12 protein-coding genes are annotated in these 16,390 nt (G+C 39.5%); 6 read left to right on the plus strand and 6 right to left on the minus strand.

What is annotated here, in order from left to right; genetic code table 11:
• Positions 1–147: 147 nt before the first annotated feature.
• A complete protein-coding gene (locus DRF67_RS20660) occupies positions 148–1,440 on the plus strand; it encodes a DUF389 domain-containing protein (RefSeq protein WP_115930203.1) in 1,293 nt (430 codons plus the stop codon).
• 39 nt (positions 1,441–1,479) lie between these two features.
• On the opposite strand, the gene DRF67_RS20665 is transcribed toward DRF67_RS20660, so the two are convergent.
• The 5 genes from DRF67_RS20665 to DRF67_RS20685 all read right to left on the minus strand — a co-directional run bounded on the left by DRF67_RS20665 (position 1,480) and on the right by DRF67_RS20685 (position 10,461).
• Entirely contained in the window at positions 1,480–6,294 is a 4,815-nt protein-coding gene (locus DRF67_RS20665; RefSeq protein ID WP_115930191.1) for a DNA repair ATPase, read from the minus strand.
• Positions 6,295–6,549: 255 nt separating this feature from the next.
• The gene (locus DRF67_RS20670; RefSeq protein ID WP_115930192.1) at positions 6,550–8,571 is read right to left on the minus strand and encodes a flotillin family protein; all 2,022 of its coding nucleotides are present in this window, start codon (positions 8,569–8,571) and stop codon (positions 6,550–6,552) included.
• Between the two features lie 119 nt (positions 8,572–8,690).
• Entirely contained in the window at positions 8,691–9,341 is a 651-nt protein-coding gene (locus tag DRF67_RS20675; protein WP_115930193.1) for a hypothetical protein, read from the minus strand.
• Between the two features lie 3 nt (positions 9,342–9,344).
• Positions 9,345–10,046 carry a PspA/IM30 family protein gene (locus DRF67_RS20680; protein WP_115930194.1) on the minus strand — a complete coding sequence of 234 codons (702 nt, stop codon included), beginning with the start codon at positions 10,044–10,046 and terminating at the stop codon, positions 9,345–9,347.
• A gap of 19 nt (positions 10,047–10,065) precedes the next feature.
• On the minus strand, positions 10,066–10,461 hold the full coding sequence (locus DRF67_RS20685) for a type III secretion system chaperone family protein (RefSeq protein ID WP_115930195.1): 396 nt from the start codon (positions 10,459–10,461) through the stop codon (positions 10,066–10,068).
• A 101-nt stretch (positions 10,462–10,562) separates the two neighbouring features.
• Between DRF67_RS20685 and DRF67_RS20690 the strand changes: the two genes are divergently transcribed.
• Both DRF67_RS20690 and DRF67_RS20695 read left to right on the plus strand, forming a co-directional pair.
• Positions 10,563–11,210 carry a helix-turn-helix domain-containing protein gene (locus tag DRF67_RS20690; RefSeq protein WP_394337878.1) on the plus strand — a complete coding sequence of 216 codons (648 nt, stop codon included), beginning with the start codon at positions 10,563–10,565 and terminating at the stop codon, positions 11,208–11,210.
• A gap of 252 nt (positions 11,211–11,462) precedes the next feature.
• A complete protein-coding gene (locus tag DRF67_RS20695; protein WP_115930197.1) occupies positions 11,463–12,209 on the plus strand; it encodes a ThiF family adenylyltransferase in 747 nt (248 codons plus the stop codon).
• Between the two features lie 12 nt (positions 12,210–12,221).
• Here the strand turns inward: DRF67_RS20695 and DRF67_RS20700 are convergent, their stop codons facing one another.
• Positions 12,222–12,980, minus strand: a complete 759-nt coding sequence (locus tag DRF67_RS20700; protein WP_115930198.1) for a response regulator transcription factor — start codon at positions 12,978–12,980, stop codon at positions 12,222–12,224.
• A 125-nt stretch (positions 12,981–13,105) separates the two neighbouring features.
• On the opposite strand from DRF67_RS20700, the gene DRF67_RS20705 reads away from it, so the two are divergent.
• From DRF67_RS20705 to DRF67_RS20715, 3 genes are all read left to right on the plus strand, one after another.
• On the plus strand, positions 13,106–13,747 hold the full coding sequence (locus DRF67_RS20705; protein ID WP_115930199.1) for a hypothetical protein: 642 nt from the start codon (positions 13,106–13,108) through the stop codon (positions 13,745–13,747).
• A 65-nt stretch (positions 13,748–13,812) separates the two neighbouring features.
• Complete coding sequence (locus DRF67_RS20710) at positions 13,813–16,203, plus strand: outer membrane beta-barrel family protein (RefSeq protein WP_115930200.1); 2,391 nt, start codon at positions 13,813–13,815, stop codon at positions 16,201–16,203.
• 86 nt (positions 16,204–16,289) lie between these two features.
• Positions 16,290–16,390 (plus strand): class I lanthipeptide (locus DRF67_RS20715; RefSeq protein ID WP_194294472.1); only part of this gene is annotated, 101 nt, incomplete at its 3' end.

The following is a 16,390-nucleotide window of genomic DNA, read 5'->3' on the forward strand; positions in this document are numbered from 1 at the left end:
TTCTGTTAAGACACAGATACAGAAGTTAGTAATATTATGGGTACAGGTTATGTACCACACTCAATTCTATTATCTCTGATTTTAAAATGTGAGGACCAGATTGCATTTAAATATGTATTTTTATTTTTTAAAAAAAGACAACAATACATGGTGGGAAAATTTTTTAGATTTATCAATCTCCAATTTGGAGAGGAGGATAAGCAAAAGGTTCTTGAGAATGTGACCGAAAACATTTCTTTTCGTGGTTCTAATCTGTGGATTCTGGCCTGTGCCATTGTGATTGCATCGGTGGGCCTCAATGTAAATTCTACCGCTGTTATCATTGGGGCAATGTTAATATCTCCTTTAATGGGTCCTATTGTAGGGGCTGGATTTGCCTTAGGCACGTACAATTTTCAGTTGCTTAAAAGATCGATGAAAAACCTGTTGATTGCAACACTGGTTAGCTTATTCGTATCATTCATTTATTTTTCTCTAAGTCCGTTTAAAGAGACTCAATCCGAGCTGCTGGCCCGGACTTCGCCCAATATTTATGATGTGCTTATTGCCTTTTTTGGAGGACTTGTAGGGGTGATCGCCATTACAAGGGTGAAACAAGGGAATCCGATTCCGGGTGTTGCCATTGCTACCGCTTTGATGCCCCCGCTGTGTACTGCAGGATATGCCCTATCTGTTGGCAAATGGAGCTACTTTATGGGAGCTTTTTATCTGTACACCATCAATTGCTTTTTCATTTGTATTGCTACTTTTCTCATCATTAAATACCTGAGATATCAGCCTGTAAAACTTGTAGACAAAAAGTATGAAAGGCAAATACGCCTGGGCATCTATATTCTTATCGTTATTATGATTGTTCCTAGCTCTTATTTAGCTTATAATTTACTGAACGAAAAAAAGTTCAGCCAAAGCGTTGATGATTTTATCAACCGTGAGTTTACACAAAAAGGATACACAATGATCTATAAAAAAGTAAACTACAATTCTTCACCCAGGAAAATCGAATTGGCATTTTTATCCAAAAAGTTTGATCAAAAGGAATTGGATTCTATCAACCAAAAGCTTAAAAATATCGGGCTACTCAACACCCAAATGGTGATCAAGCAGGATGCTACAGATCTCAAGTCTGAAATCCTGAATGAGCTCGGGCAGAAGAATACGGTGGTATCAGAAAAAGATCTCATTATCAACGGCCTGAGACAGCAGCTGGACAGGTATACGATAAAAGACTCCAGTCTCATCAAAGAAATCAATATTCTGTTTCCGGATTTTAACCATATCTCCATAGGGAAAATCACCAATAATTCGAATACCGACAGTGCCAATATAAGTACCGTAGTTCTCTATCAATCTGAAAAAGAGGAGAAAGAACAGGAAGAAAAAATGAAGCAATGGATTTCTGAGAAACTTTCTGATAAAAATGCAAAAGTCATCCGTCAGTAAAAGTATAAAAACTGCATCACCTATAAGGATGCAGTTTTTCTATTTAATACCCTGGTTTTCTTTTGCAAGGACCTCTTTGATGCCTTCCAACCCATCTCCGAACTGAGCCAGCAGAGCCACGATCTGTGACATCCTGTCGTTTTCGCCCAGTCCTTTTAAGGTTTTATTTTTTACAAAGGTTTTCCGGATCTCTTCCCAGCGTTTTGTTTCCTTTTCTGAAATGACCTCTATGAGTTCTTTTAGTTTCAACATATTGGCTTCAGCCCCAGTCGTTAACGTTTGAGATTCATTCTGATAGTGATCCATTACAATACGGATCACCTCATCTGCCTTTAGAATGGGCTGTATCTGAGCCATCAGCTTATTCATATTACGGTAAGATCCCTGCAGCTTAAAAGGAGGTTCATTTCGGTAATCGTCAGACATGGCCGCGGAGGAAATATACTCTTTATTGACCTTCAAAACGATATCCCTTACCATAATGGTATTTTTCAATACGGCTCTGAAGTCTGAAATTTCATTGGAGCTGAAGTTTCCTTTCAGATTGTCTGCTGGGTTATCCGTGACCACACAATCATACAGTTCGTACAGATTTTCCATTCCCGGTTGTGTAAGTCTGGTCAGATACTCGTTCGACATCAAAGCATTTTCGATAAGGCTCAAGTCGAAAAGTTCCGTTTTTGATCCCGATATTTCACCGAGGTTATAGGTATCGGAACGGTTGGCAAGCATATCAGGAATTTTAAACTTTTCCCCGTTTTCTGTGTAAGGGTTTCCTGCCATCACCAGACAAAATCTCTTAGAACGAAGGTCATAAGTTTTGCTTTCCCCGCTGTAGATTCCTTCTATTTTTCTCTGCCCGTCTGCAAGGGAGATGAACTTCTGTAAAAATTCAGGGTTGCAGTGCTGGATATCATCCAGGTACAGCATTACATTGTCTCCCATTTCCAGGGCAAGGTTCAGTTTTTCAAGCTCCTGTCTTGCCCCAGCATTCTTAGCTTCTGAAGGATCTGTGGATACAATATCGTATCCTAAGGACGGACCGTTGATCTTCATAAAAACCAGCCCCATCCGTTCTGCCATATATTCCATCAATGTCGTTTTCCCATATCCGGGAGGAGAAACCAGGAGGAGCATTCCCATCCTGTCTGTTCTCTTGTCTGCACCGGCTGTTCCCAGCTGTTTGGCAAGGTTAGCCCCGATGAGAGGGAAGTACACGTCATTAATCAGTCTGTTTCTAACAAATGAGCTCAGAACCTGTGGCTTAAAAGTATCCAGTTTCAGTGCTTTTTTCTTCTCACCCACCCAGTTGTTTTTAAGCTCCTGAAGTTGTTTATATTTTGGAACGGTAACGGTATTAAAATAACCCAGTCTCGAGATAAACTCAAAATAATTCAAAACATATTCTGTGTCTTTTTCAAGCGATTTCAGTTCTTTTAAGGTTACTTCATAAGAAACACTGCTGATATTTTTTGGATCAAACTTTTGGGTTATGATGCATCCTGCGACCTCTGCTACCGTCGTTTTTTCAGCAGCCGGGTCGAACGCCTGCAGTGCACTCTCCACCATATGATAACACGTTGAAGGATAGGTATACATCGCCTCCACCTGAGCCATTAACTCAAGATCTTTTCCTTTTTCTTTCAGTTTTTTTATAAATAATTCATATAAGGCGGCCGCTTTTTCCGAGAGGATGAAATTTTCTTTGTCTTCCTTTTTCAGGTATTCTGCAGCGCTGATACAATCTGTATCCTTAAAAATACCATGAACGGATGCAAAAGCGCTCATTTCTTCTGCGAGCTCCCTAATCAAGTATTCAAATCCCTGTCTGGCAGAAAAAGATTGGGAAATAATCACAGCGGCTTCAAACTGCCGGGTGTAATAGCGTTTTCTCTCCTCGTCCAGAAAGAACCAGAAAAGCCGGGCAAGGACTCTTTCTTCTGCCCTATACCTCATCAGCCCAAGCTCATTGTGGAGCTGCTGAAGCTTTGTTACAATACGCTGTGCATCTATATCATGAATCCCTTTTACCAGCCCTTCTCCAAAGTGCTCTGCAGTAAACTGCTGTACCGCTTTTTCATTCTGCTGCCCGGTTGCAATGTCTTTGTGGGCAGAAAATACATTCCACGCCAGGTATTCAAACCTCTTTACACTACTGTTTTCTGAAATAAATTCCTGATTCCATACTTCTTTAAATTCATCAGCATTAGTGAAATTCAACGGTTCATAAAAGCTGGTTCCGGTAAGGTGATAATAGTACTGCGCATTTCTCAGCACCAGGGTAAGATCCAGTTTCTGCTGATTGACTGTAAATTTATAATCTCCCAGCGCAATAATATTATGTCCGTCAGCATAGATTTCCTTTTTATCCTTAAGTTTTCTGACGGATTCCTGCTGGGAAGTCTTTAAAAGGGTCCTGATCTCTTCAGATTTTGCCGAGTCTTCCAGTTCTGCAAGCTGCTTTGCAACATCTCTCACCTTTTCGACCATCAGGTCAGCGGCAAAGTAGCCGTTGATCTCATTTTCAGAATCAAAAGAATCTGCTTTGGTCTGTATGGATTTCAGAATTCTTTGTGCAGCATCGAATAGATTCTGGGTTCTTTTATTTCTTGCCTCAGTTAGCTGTACCCTTTTATTCTGGAAATGTCCGTACACTTCTTCCCTTTTGATTCCTATCTGCCGGATAAACTCTTCAAAGTCGATAAATTTCGTCTCCATTTCTTCCAGCTGGATGGAAAGCTTGGTCAGGTATTCATCACATTTCTCAGGAGTCTGGGAAAGTTCCAGAAAATTAATCACTGCCTGATCAAACAAAGTGATCTGCGCCTGAAAATCCGAAGCCAGCTCTTTTCCTGAAATTTCTCTTTTTCTTTTGCTGAGTTCAAGCCTTTCCTGATTGAGTCTGGCAAAAATCAGCGATATATTTTCAATGATTTGGGTAGACTGGGAAGTATCTTCTATTTTTAGGTTATTGACAATGTCAACCAATAATTCCAGCTGACCGGAAAGGAGGTTGATATCTTCCTCAATCGTCTTTGCGTCAACGGCTTTCTGCAAAGCAATAATATCTTCTGATATCTTTTGTGCTTTTTCATCGTAAGGCAGCAATGCATTGTCCTGCAACAAAAAATCTACACAGGCGTTGGAAAGTCCGGTATATCGGTCTGCAAGTGATTTTTCCAAAGAGTCCAGCAAGGCCGCATCTGCATATTTTAGCGCTTTTGCTGCGGTGACCTCCCCTCTTAACGCTCTGATTACGGAAAGCGCATCAATATATTCCGTGAGCTGAGAGTAGTGAAGTCTTTTGGTGTCATCCAGGACCTTATCACAGGCATTTTTGATTTTTTCTAAAGCTTCTTCTGTATTTTTCCTTTGCTCTACTACCTTTTCGTATTCATTGATCGCAGAATGGGCAATGGCTCTGATCTCTTTCAGAGGCTGATCCAGTTTCCGGACCTCGGTTTCCCCCAGAAAATAGTACGTATCGAGAATGAACGTAGAAAGTTTTACGATATCATCATACAATCCGCTGTAGGAGTCTTTCTTATTCAGAAGTGTAATAAGCTCCTGGCTTTCCGCCATCACCCGGACGATATCTTTATTTCCGATTTTGTAGAGCAGATGGTCTGCTTTTTCAATATTGGGAGCTAACTCCCTAGAAAAAGGAGTCTGCCAGATCTGGGTAAGATGATGTTTTGTGGTCTCCAAACTTTCTCTCAGATAGATCAGTTTTCCATCATTTAAAAATGTGAAGCCGCTGCATCGGATCGGCGTTTCTATCGTTTGGGTGATGATATTATATGAGATCAGCTGATAATTATTGGTTTTATCATCATAGAAAACATACAAAAAATTTTCTCCGTTTGGTTCTGCAACCGTCTTCAGATAATACAGCCTGTTCTGGTCCTGGGAAATTACTTTAAGTCCTCCGGTTTGCAGTGCATACCCGTTGGAAAATAATACTCCCTGGTTTTCCGGAAGCAGGAGCCCTGCATATTGAAGCGCATCTGCTCTTGAAACGGTTTTTTCCTTATGATTATAGATGAAATAACGTTCCTTTTCCTGATACGGCTTTATTTTAAACAAAACAAGATTGTCCAGATCACAGAAATGGATCTCTGCATCATCAAGATTCTGGTCTTTGTGAACGACCTCTTCAGAATATATTCCTTTCCCGGTATCGGTATTATCTTCCACCTTGATGGTAATATCGCCGCCAATACTCTCTACAAATACTTTATCTGCAAGAGAAATATGAGGGTATTTCCCGGACCGCTGCATATCCCTGGTAGCCTTGGTCCAGGCAAAACCATGCTGGGGCGGGTAAGACGTTTCGGAAGCGCTTCTTGAGTCTACATAAACCAGTCCGTTTTCTTTGATGAGCCATTTGAACGCTTTGATATCCGATGTACTCTCGGAAAGCTGAAAAACCATATACAGATAATTTTCTGTAAAGGTGAATCTGGCAAAGAAAGTATTCCTGTAATATTTGTAAAGATTTTTAAATTCATCAATAAAAACCTCATCATTAATTAATGTAAAATCCTGGGGTTCAAAACGGTTATTATCAATTTTATAAATTGAAAAAACATCCGAAATATTAATTTCGGTCTGCAAACCCAGATGAGCGTTGGATCCAAAAATCAGATGGTTGCCCAGGGAATAAATATCCTTGGCGATACAGTTGTGATCTGTTGAAATCCTTTCGTTGGCAATAAGAGAAAAATCTACGCCTCCGAATATTTTTTTCCGATCCTCATTAAGCTGCTGAAGCCTTTGAATAAGTTCATTTTTCTGCTCATTCAGACGGTTTTGAATAATTTCGTAGGTTCCGGAATTAAGTTGTTCTGACATAGTTTTTATTTGGATTGTCATCACTGCTGAATGGCAGCAGTTTCTTAGTAACACTGGTGATGCTTTGCTCTCTTTTAATGTATTATATCTGATGTAAACCTTGATGTAAACTTGATGTAGACGTGATGTAAACCTTATAGGTTTTAAAAACCTATAAGGTTGGTTGGTAACACTGTATTCTATATTGTTTTACAGACAGACACACTCTTTTTTATTAAAGCATCAGGTTTTTTGAACGTTTAAGGCATTCCTGAATTAAACATGGTTGTTATTGACCGGTTTATGTTCTACCCCAAGGTTCTTTGCCATGTCAAGAGCTCTTTCCAGAATTCCGTTTTCCTGCGGATTGGCCACCCCTTTCAATCTGAAGATCAGGGAAGCAATGCTCATATTCTTAATATCTTCAGAGGTGATGTTATACTTATCTACCAGCCCCATTACTTTAGCTATGATGTTTTCACCATCGCCCAAAAGATTATCTCTTACGATCTGTGCATTTTCACTGTGACTGATAAACTTGTCGAGCCCTTTTCCGGCAGAAACCTGACGGATCACATTATCAAAGAAGGTATTGTCGCCTCCTACGATATCGATTTTTGCAGATTTGAACGCTTCAGCCAGCACCAGAGACTGTGCATCCGCAATATCTTTCTGGACAGCAATCTCTGCAAGCTCCACTTCTTTTTCCTTATTCAGTCTCAGACGGAATTCTTCATGGTCTTTTCCGGCTTCATTCAGCTTCTTCATGGCTTCTGCCTTTTCGGTAATTCCCGCTGCTTCCGCCAGTGCTTTTTCTTTGATGACTTCTGCCTGTGCAATACCTTCTTTTTTCGCAGCATCTGCTTTCTTCTCAATAACAACAGCCTCTGCCAGCCCCTGTCTCTCTGCAGCATCCGCTTTGGCATGCATTACCTGAGCTTCCGATAACCCTACAGTTGCTTCTTCTTTTGCTTTAGCATCTGCAATGATCTTGCGGGCTTCCGCTTCTTTTTCAGCGGCATCTCTTTTTGCCTGGGCTTCAATGACGTATTTCTGAGCATCCTTTTCTGCAGCCAGTTTACGGGCTTCCGCAGCTTTTGTTTCTTCGATCAGTTTTTTCTCCGCCTCCTGTGTGGCAACGGTAATTTCCACGTGCTTGTTTCTTTCTGCTGTTTTGAAGGCTTCAAGATCTTTGATCTCCTGCTGCTCTTCTACAACAGTCTTCTCCATCGTCAGACGCTCACGGATTGCATCCTGAATACTTTTCTTTTCCAGTTCGATCGCTTTCTCTTTCTCGATCTGAGCAAGAGAAACAACCCTTTCTCTTTCCGTAGCTTCAAGCGCTTTGTCCTTTAATACTCTTTCTGTTTCTACGAGATCTGCGCGTTCTTTATTTTTAGCAGCAATAACAACCTGGCGAAGTTTATTCTCTTCGGCAATCTGCAGCTTTTCTTCCGTGGCAATGCGTACGGTTTCATATCTCAGACGTTCTTCTTCTCCTACTTTTAGGATCTCAGCATTTTCACGGGATTTGATATTCGCCACTTCCCTTTTTTGAGATTCTTCTTTTTCTGCCAGTTGCTTTTCCAGTTCCAGGATCGCCTCACGCGCTTCTACATTCTGCTTGGTAATGGTTTTCTCCTCATCACGCCGAACCTGATTAGCCTTGATATTCTGGGTTGCTGTTAGTTCTGTGATTTTTTTTATTCCTTCAGAATCAAGGATGTTATCTTTATCTAGTTTATCAATAGACGTTTGTTCAAGGTAGTCTATTGCACAGTCATCCAATACATATCCGTTCAGATCCGTTCCGATGATGTCCAGAATTTCCTGGCGGAATTCGCTTCTCGCTTCGTACAATTCTGTGAAGTCAAATTTCTTTCCTACCGTTTTGAGGGCTTCGGAAAATTTCGCTTCAAAAAGTTCTCTTAAGGTCTGTGTATCAGAGGCTCTCTGGCATCCTATTGTCTGAGCGACATTGATGATATCATCTACTGATTTATTGACACGGATAAAGAATGCCACCTGAATATCTGCTCTCATATTGTCTTTACAGATAAGCCCAGCTTTTCCTTCCCTTGATATTTCCAACTTTTTTACAGAGATATCCATAGATTCCATACGGTGAATGATAGGAATAACGATGCCTGCATTGAAGAAGACTTTTGTACCTCCATAACCGGTTCTCAAAATAACGATTCCCTGAACAGTCTTTTTATACATGGATAAAATCCAGAAAATCAACCCGATTGATGCCACAGCAACAATAATAATTCCAGCAATTAAAGGTAAGTTCATAGTTTTATAAGTTTATAGTTTATATATAGATGTGTTTTTTTATGTTTAAAAGTATTGGGAGAGAATTCCCAGGATATAAGTCAGCATGATCAGAAATAAGTCAAGCATGGTGTTTGTTTTTAATATCTCATTGAGCGCTGTACATAGTAAAGCCGTTTTTCCGGCTCTTCATCTACAATCATCACGCGGGTTCCATGTTCCAGCTTTGTGCCGTCTTTACTTCTTACCATCAGGGTCATGGGATCGCTTCCGATAAAGACTTCCATCATTCCTATCTTATCATCCTGGATGCTTGATTTCAGACGCCCTTCCCTTCCCAGGAACGCATAGGACATCTCTCCTTTGTGGTTGATCTCCCTGAAAAAAGGGTTTAATGGTTTCAGAATTACTTTTGTAAGAAGCATTGCGGCAATCAATAAAGGAAACAAAAGCAATAGCCCGGCCCATACCGGCAGAGGCAGAAAATAATTTAGATAAAAAGAACCCAGCCAGGTAATCAGAAGTGATAGCGTAAGAAAGTAGGTTACCGGAATAATATCCAGATTAAGAAACTTCAGGAAGTGCATCCAACCGGTAGGATCGTGATCTGGAGCATGAAAATGCCCGTCAGCACCATCACCTCCGACATCCAGGTCAGAATGGATCCCCACATCAATATCAAGACCGGTAATAATGGTGAATAGCCAGTATACAACCGATAGGCCAAGCAATACACTTAGTATTGTGTTTACCGGGGAAAATGCAATATTTAAAAATTCCTGAAAGGTCATATATTAGCCTTTTTTAAGTGTTTCTTTGAGTTTATTTAAAGCTTCTTCAGCCTGCGTGTCGTTGTTATTGACAACAGCATCTATTTCTTCATCGATGGTTTTCCCCGACTTCGACAGATCAGCATATGCTTCCGCAAGAGTTTCCTGCTGTACCACTCTTTCTTTGAGCTTTTCAAGCATGCTTACTGCACTTCCTGTATTCATCTGGGTCATTTTCTGATTGATATCTTTTGTAGCCTCGCTTACCTGCACCCTTGCTTTCAGGGTCTTCAGTTCGTTTTCCCATTTCGCGATATCGGATTTCAAATAGTTGATGTTTCCCTGCATGGTATCAGATTCCGTGTGAAGCTTATCGAGCTCTACCTGTAGTTTTCTTACATTTTCCAGTGAAGAGGCCTGTTTTTTCAACGCCTCCTTAGCCAGACGGTCCGCCTCTGTGGCATCTACTGTTCCTTTTTCAGCCTTCTGCACAATGATGATGGCCTTGTTATAGTAATCATTAGCGGTTTGTTCTTCCGCCTCTGCTTCATTTTTTTTACGGATGGCCAGGGCTTTAAGCTGTGCCAGGGCTTCAATACTTTTTGTAAGCTGCTCTCTCATTTCACGGATTCCCTGTTCCGTTGCGTTGATCGGGTCCTCAAAGCTGTCAATCACCGAATGGATTTCTGCCTTTCCTATTGTTAATAATCGTTTAAAAATGTTCATTTTAAATATCTTTTGTGAATTACTTACTCATTTCAAGCATTTCGTTGGTAAATTCCCCTACCAGGATTCCCAATGAATTAATGGAGGCCATTACTTCATTTTGTGCCATATGATCTGTTGGAAGGGTATCTCTGAAAATCACTCTTTTTCCTGTGCCATCCAGGACAAAAGCCCCGTGAACGATATCTCTATTTTTCTGGAGAAGTCTGAGGAATATTTTTTCGGAAGGATTTTTTATTTCGAAAAGAAACTGTTCCATGATCAGAATGGAATCTGATATAATAAGAATCATGTTTTTGATTCCGTTGGATTCTTTTTCAATGATTAAGATTCTCTGAGCCTCATCCTCCAAAGTGATCGTAAACTCGTAATCTAACAACCACTCTTTGACCGTTCTGAATATTTGATTTTTCATGATGGCTGGTTTTTGTGTTTAAATTCTTGCTACACAAATATAACATAAAATTTTCAAATTGCAAATATTTTTAGCAATTTTTCATTTGAGAATCTTTATATTTGCAAAAAAGATTAGACAAAATGAGCTTCTTTGGAACTAATATTAAGAAAATAAGACAGGTTAAGGGACTGAGCCAAAAGGCCTTTGCCGACCTCTTTGATCTGAACAGAGGTGTGATAAGCTCTTATGAAGAGGGCCGAGCGGAACCGAAAATTGAAACCATTCTGAAAGTGGCCAGTCATTTTAATCTTAATCTAGATAAATTACTGACTGAAACACTTCAAGTAAATCAGTTAGCCAGTGTTTCCGATATTGATCAACTGATGCTTTTCCCGGAATTGGCCATTCAAAGTAATAAGGAATCAAAGGCAATTATAGAAAATAATGATCCTAACATTTCTGTTTTGCAAAAAATATTAGCATCCGTTGATCTGGTCTATGCGTTTACATCTGATAAGCCTCTGTTGCCACAATATCAATATGGGGACATCCTATTTCTGAATAAGGCAGATCTTACAATAGAAAGTCATCATACATTATTACTGCACACAGACGGGACGCTTCAGTATCTGACAGATAATCAACCGACAAAGTCAAAAACACAGCAGGCTTATAAAATAGTAGGTTATGTTTCCACCGCTGAAAAGAATATTTTCACGGGTATTTTCGAGAGGCTGGAAAAACTTGAAAATAAGGTCAAAGATTAATTCGTATGCCAGTCCGTACGCATTCGCACACAAAAAACTTTGACACAAAAGAGAAGGGGCCGTTAAAATACTGAGACCAGTATCATGTAAATTTAATCACCAATTATGGAATAATACTCTGTTAAAAATAGCATAATCCAATATTCCAAGGGCATTTCATCAGCTTATTTTTTGGTTTCCAGGCTGAAAACTAAACTATGGTGTAGCCGGAAATAGAAGGCATACACCTATTTTTGTATTAAAATATCACCAATGGAAAAGCAATATTCCCGAAACAGGTTATACGTAAAAGAGGAAGAGCAGGAAGTTATAAAAAACTGTTCTATTTTACTTGCCGGCAGCGGTATCGGCAGCAACATCGCCGAATGTGCCCTGCGTTTTGGTTTTGAAAACATGACCATTGTGGATGGTGATACAATTGAACAGTCTAATCTGAACAGGCAAAATTATACCTATGATGATATCTCTTCCTATAAAGCTGAAACGCTGTATCACCGCCTGAAAAGCATAAATCCAAATGCCAATATACGGTTCAGAAGTGAGTTTATCACTCATGAAAATGTTTCGGAAATTATCGGTGATCACGACATCGCCATCAATGCCTTGGATTTTTCAAGCAATATCCCCGTGGTGTTTGATAAGATGTGCCAGGAAAAAGGAATCCACATTCTGCATCCTTACAATCTTGGCTGGGGCGGGTTGCTGGCGGTCATCGAACCTGGTGGACTCCCTCTTGATATTCTGACTGATGAAAGCTTCAACGAACTCAAAATGGTAGAATATATCGCGGGATATCTACGGTTTTGGAGAACCCCCAATGAATGGCTGGAAAATATCATTGAGGAGTATAAGAAGGAAAAAGAAAACCTTCCTCCTCCTCAGTTGGCGATAGCTTCTTGGATTGTTGCGGGTATGTGCACTCACGTCATGTTCAAAATTGCAACGGGAAGGCCCTTTAAGACCTTTCCACAGTTTTATATGAATGCGATTTCAGACTAAGATATCATCAACTTATATCAGCTTATAATTGGTCGCATAGGACAATGCTTCCGTAATGTTATTCACTCCCATTTTATCAAACAGCTTTCTCCTGTGAAACTTGACGGTATCTCCCGTCACATAGATTTTCTCAGCAATTTCATTGATGGTAAGCCCCTGGGCATACAGCCTTAAAATTTCTGCTTCTCTTTCCGAAAGCTTTACCTTTTCTTCTTTGATCCACCTGTTGTCATTCAGGTCATAATTCCAGATTTCGTCCGTTCCCTGCTTTACAATAGAAATATTTCCGGATGAATGGTTATGGGATAAGGATACAAGACACATCGCCTTCCACATTTTACCTTCTGCAGATAAGAAAAGAGGAGTAAGTTTATGGTTGATCAGAATGGTATTTTTACTTTCATTTACTAAATGAAAATCATAGGAAATCGTATATAGCTTTCTTTCGTTCACCGGCAGATTCTCATAAAACTCAAAGCCCAGTTCATTGATCTTAAAAAGAAGCTCCAGGTCTTCCTTTTTCACATGCCTGAAGTAGAAGGCATAACCCATCGTTTCCACTTCATGTGGGGTGTGATCACAAAGAAATAGAGGATTGTCTGATACATATTCAAAATTCTGTTTCTGATAATCGATAACATACAGACTCATATAGGTGATTCTGGCAAACGCTTTAATCACCTCCAGATAATCAGAAGTCTGGTCATTCTCCGACTCTGAGATGGCGTCTATACTGTTTTTGTTTGAAAAGAATTTTCGAATCTCTTCCATAGTTAAGTTTTTAAGGTATAGTTTTTAGGTAACTACACTAAAGTGTAGACTTTAAGGAATCTACACTAAAGTGTAGCATATTCCACCACACCGTGTAATAATTTTACTTTAAAGATAAAAAAAATATGGAACATTTTAACTTTTATTCTTTAAGTAACAAAAACTTATACGAATTAGCAGAATTTGTTGTTGCTGAAAATTTCAACCATCACGAAAACAATTCGGATACTGAAGAATTCAAAACTGAAGTTGAGAATATCTATCGGGAAGAAAAGACCTTCAAAAAGTCGAAAATATTCGTTTCCAGAGACAGCAATGGCAAAATTTCCGGATCAATAAGAGTCTTAAAATGGAACCTTACAGACATCCTTCCTATTGAAAAGCTTTTTCAAATCAACCCTTCTGCATTAGTTGGTAGTACGAAGACCGACATCTGGCATATTGGAAGGTTTGCCATAAAAAAAGGAATTGACAAAACCGGATTTGGAATTTTCAAAACGTTAATGGCTCATGCGATCAATGAGGTTTGCCAAAATAAAAATTCTGTAGCCATTGCGGAATGTGATGCAAAGCTGCTGAAAGTACTGAAGCTCTTAGGAATTGAAGCCATTACTTTAGCAGAACCCCTTCACTATTTAGGGTCTGAAACAATTCCCGTTCTACTGACGTTCAACGGGTTAAAAAAGTTTCTTGACAAGAATTATCATTTAATGTCGCAGGAAACAAGCACCCTACACCAAAGTGTAGTATTGCAGAAGACCGCTTAAAACTACACTTCCGTGTAGCTTCTTTCAAAACACAACATTCTACATTTGAACTATAAATTAAAAACATGACACAGAAGTACCTTTTACCATTACTATCCTTCTTAGGAATGAGCATTAGCCTTAATGCTCAGAGTATTTCTGGTAAGGTATCCAATGAACAGGGTAAAAATGTCTCTTATGTAGAAGTAATTGTATCGGCAGAAGGCCGTAAATTATCTGCAATTACTGATGACAACGGTCTTTTTAGCATTAATATTCCAAAAAATGACGCATACACCATTAATTTCTTTCTAAACGGAAGTAAAGTATATGAAGGAACGGAAGAGATCAACGGAAATGTTAATAAAAACTACACCATAAAAGAAACTGACGTTAAAGAAATTAAGGAGATCAGCTTAACCCAAAAGAAAAAGCTGGTGGAACGAAAAGTTGACCGTCTCATTTTTAATGTAGAAAATTCGGTTTCAGCAACCGGCGGTACTGCCCTCGATGCTTTGAAAACAACCCCTTTGGTCCGCATACAGGATGAAATGGTATCTATTGTAGGAAAAGGAGAGGTTCTTGTTATGATCGATGACCGCATTCAGAGAATGTCTCCGGAAGATCTGTCCAGTTTACTGAAATCCATACCGTCTGATAATATACAGTCTATTGAGGTAATCACCACCCCTCCTGCCAAATATGATGCGGAAGGAGATAACGGACTGATTAACATCAGATTAAAAAAAGGAAAAGCCAACTCATGGAATGCCAACATAGGAAGTTCCTACACGCAGAAAACATATGCCGGAGGGGCTCTGCAGGGTGCTTTCAACTATAACCACAACCGTTTATCCATACAGCTTACCGCCAATACGAGCTCGCAACAGCTCCGTACAACATCAGACAGCAGAATCTACTATCCTGATGAATTATGGAATACGAGCCTGAAAAATAAATCCAAAGAACGTAATCTCGGGCTGGGGCTGGGTATAGATTATAAAATATCCGATAAATGGACAACCGGTGTCAAATATCTGGGAAGTTTTACAAAAAACACCTCATCAAACAGTCCTTTCACCACGAGAACGAATAGTGAAACACAAATAATCAATTCATACATCACTTCAGATGTAGACGCGAATGATAAGCCCCATATGAATTCTATCAACTGGTACAATTCCTTTAAGATCGATTCTGCAGGGACCAAAATCACGACTGACTTTGATTATTTCAATTACAGAAAAAGTGATTACAGCTTTTTTGCAGGAAATGAACGTGACCAACAGAGAAATATCCTTCCGGGGAGCTTTTTCTCTGCCACGAATACGAATATGAACCGTATTGAAAATTATTCCGGAAAAGCGGATGTGGAAATGCCCCTGGAATGGGCCTCGCTAAGCTTTGGAGCAAAGTATACGTATACGAATACCAATAACGATCTGGTCGTTTTTGACAACAAAACCGGAAGCCCCGTTTTGAATACTGACCAATCCAATATTTTTAATTATAAGGAACATAATGAAGCATTATATGTTTCGGGAAGTAAAAAACTGGACGAAAAATGGGAAGCCCAGGCAGGGCTGAGAATGGAGGCTACGCAGACCACCGGCTATTCCCATAACCTCAACCAAACCAATAAGATAAATTATGTAAAATTATTTCCGACAGCCTATATCACTTATACTCCCGATGATAAAAATTCATTTTCCCTGAACTACAGCAGAAGAATTAGAAGACCGAATTTTGACTATCTGAACCCGTTTGTGGTGCGCACAAGTCCTTATTACTATTCTGAAGGAAATCCATTTTTACAACCATCAGTCATTGATAACCTGGAGTTTTCATACATCAGAAATCAGAAGTGGGTGTCCTCTGTCTATTATTCACAGGTTTCAGATTTCAGCCAGAAGTTATCCATCCTGGATCAGAATACCAATATTACCAGAAGCACGCCTCTGAACTATGCCAATACCTATCAGATCGGAATTTCGACTTATTATAATTTTAATAAATGGTCATGGTGGAACAGCTTTACAGGATTTAATGCCAATTACCAGAATGTAAAATCTAAAATAGATGCCATCCGCTCCATCGACGGTTATAATGCGTACATCTACTCCAATAATGACTTTACATTGAATTCCTCTAAAACGGCATTCTTTAGTGTCAATTATGGATTACAGCTTCCGGGACGTTACCAGATATTTCAGATCTCAACCTTACATATCCTGGATGTGTCTATGAAGTTTTTGTTTCTGGACAAAAAACTTACCCTTACGATAGCAGGACAGGACTTATTAAACCGTCAGAGACCTACTATCACGTATGAATCCAACGGGGTAAAAACAGATTTTCAAAGGTATGGTGACACCCGCGGCTTCAGAATATCGCTCGCCTATAAATTCGGAAACAAAAATTTAAAATCCGAACAGAGGAAGCTCGGTAATGAAGACGAAAGAAACAGAGTTAAATAAAACAAAAATATACTTGCAAGTAAGGTCCAATAAAGGTTTTATGACTAAAAAAGATAACCAACAATTAATTATTAAAATTTAATATCATGCAAAAAATCAAATTAACTAAAGGACTACAAATCAACAAAGAACAAATCAGCAAACTGCAGGAAGAGCAGATGAACAGCCTGAAAGGAGGTAACAACCG

It is taken from the genome of Chryseobacterium pennipullorum, from assembly GCF_003384725.1.
In the GTDB taxonomy this organism is placed as follows: Bacteria; Bacteroidota; Bacteroidia; order Flavobacteriales; family Weeksellaceae; genus Chryseobacterium; species Chryseobacterium pennipullorum.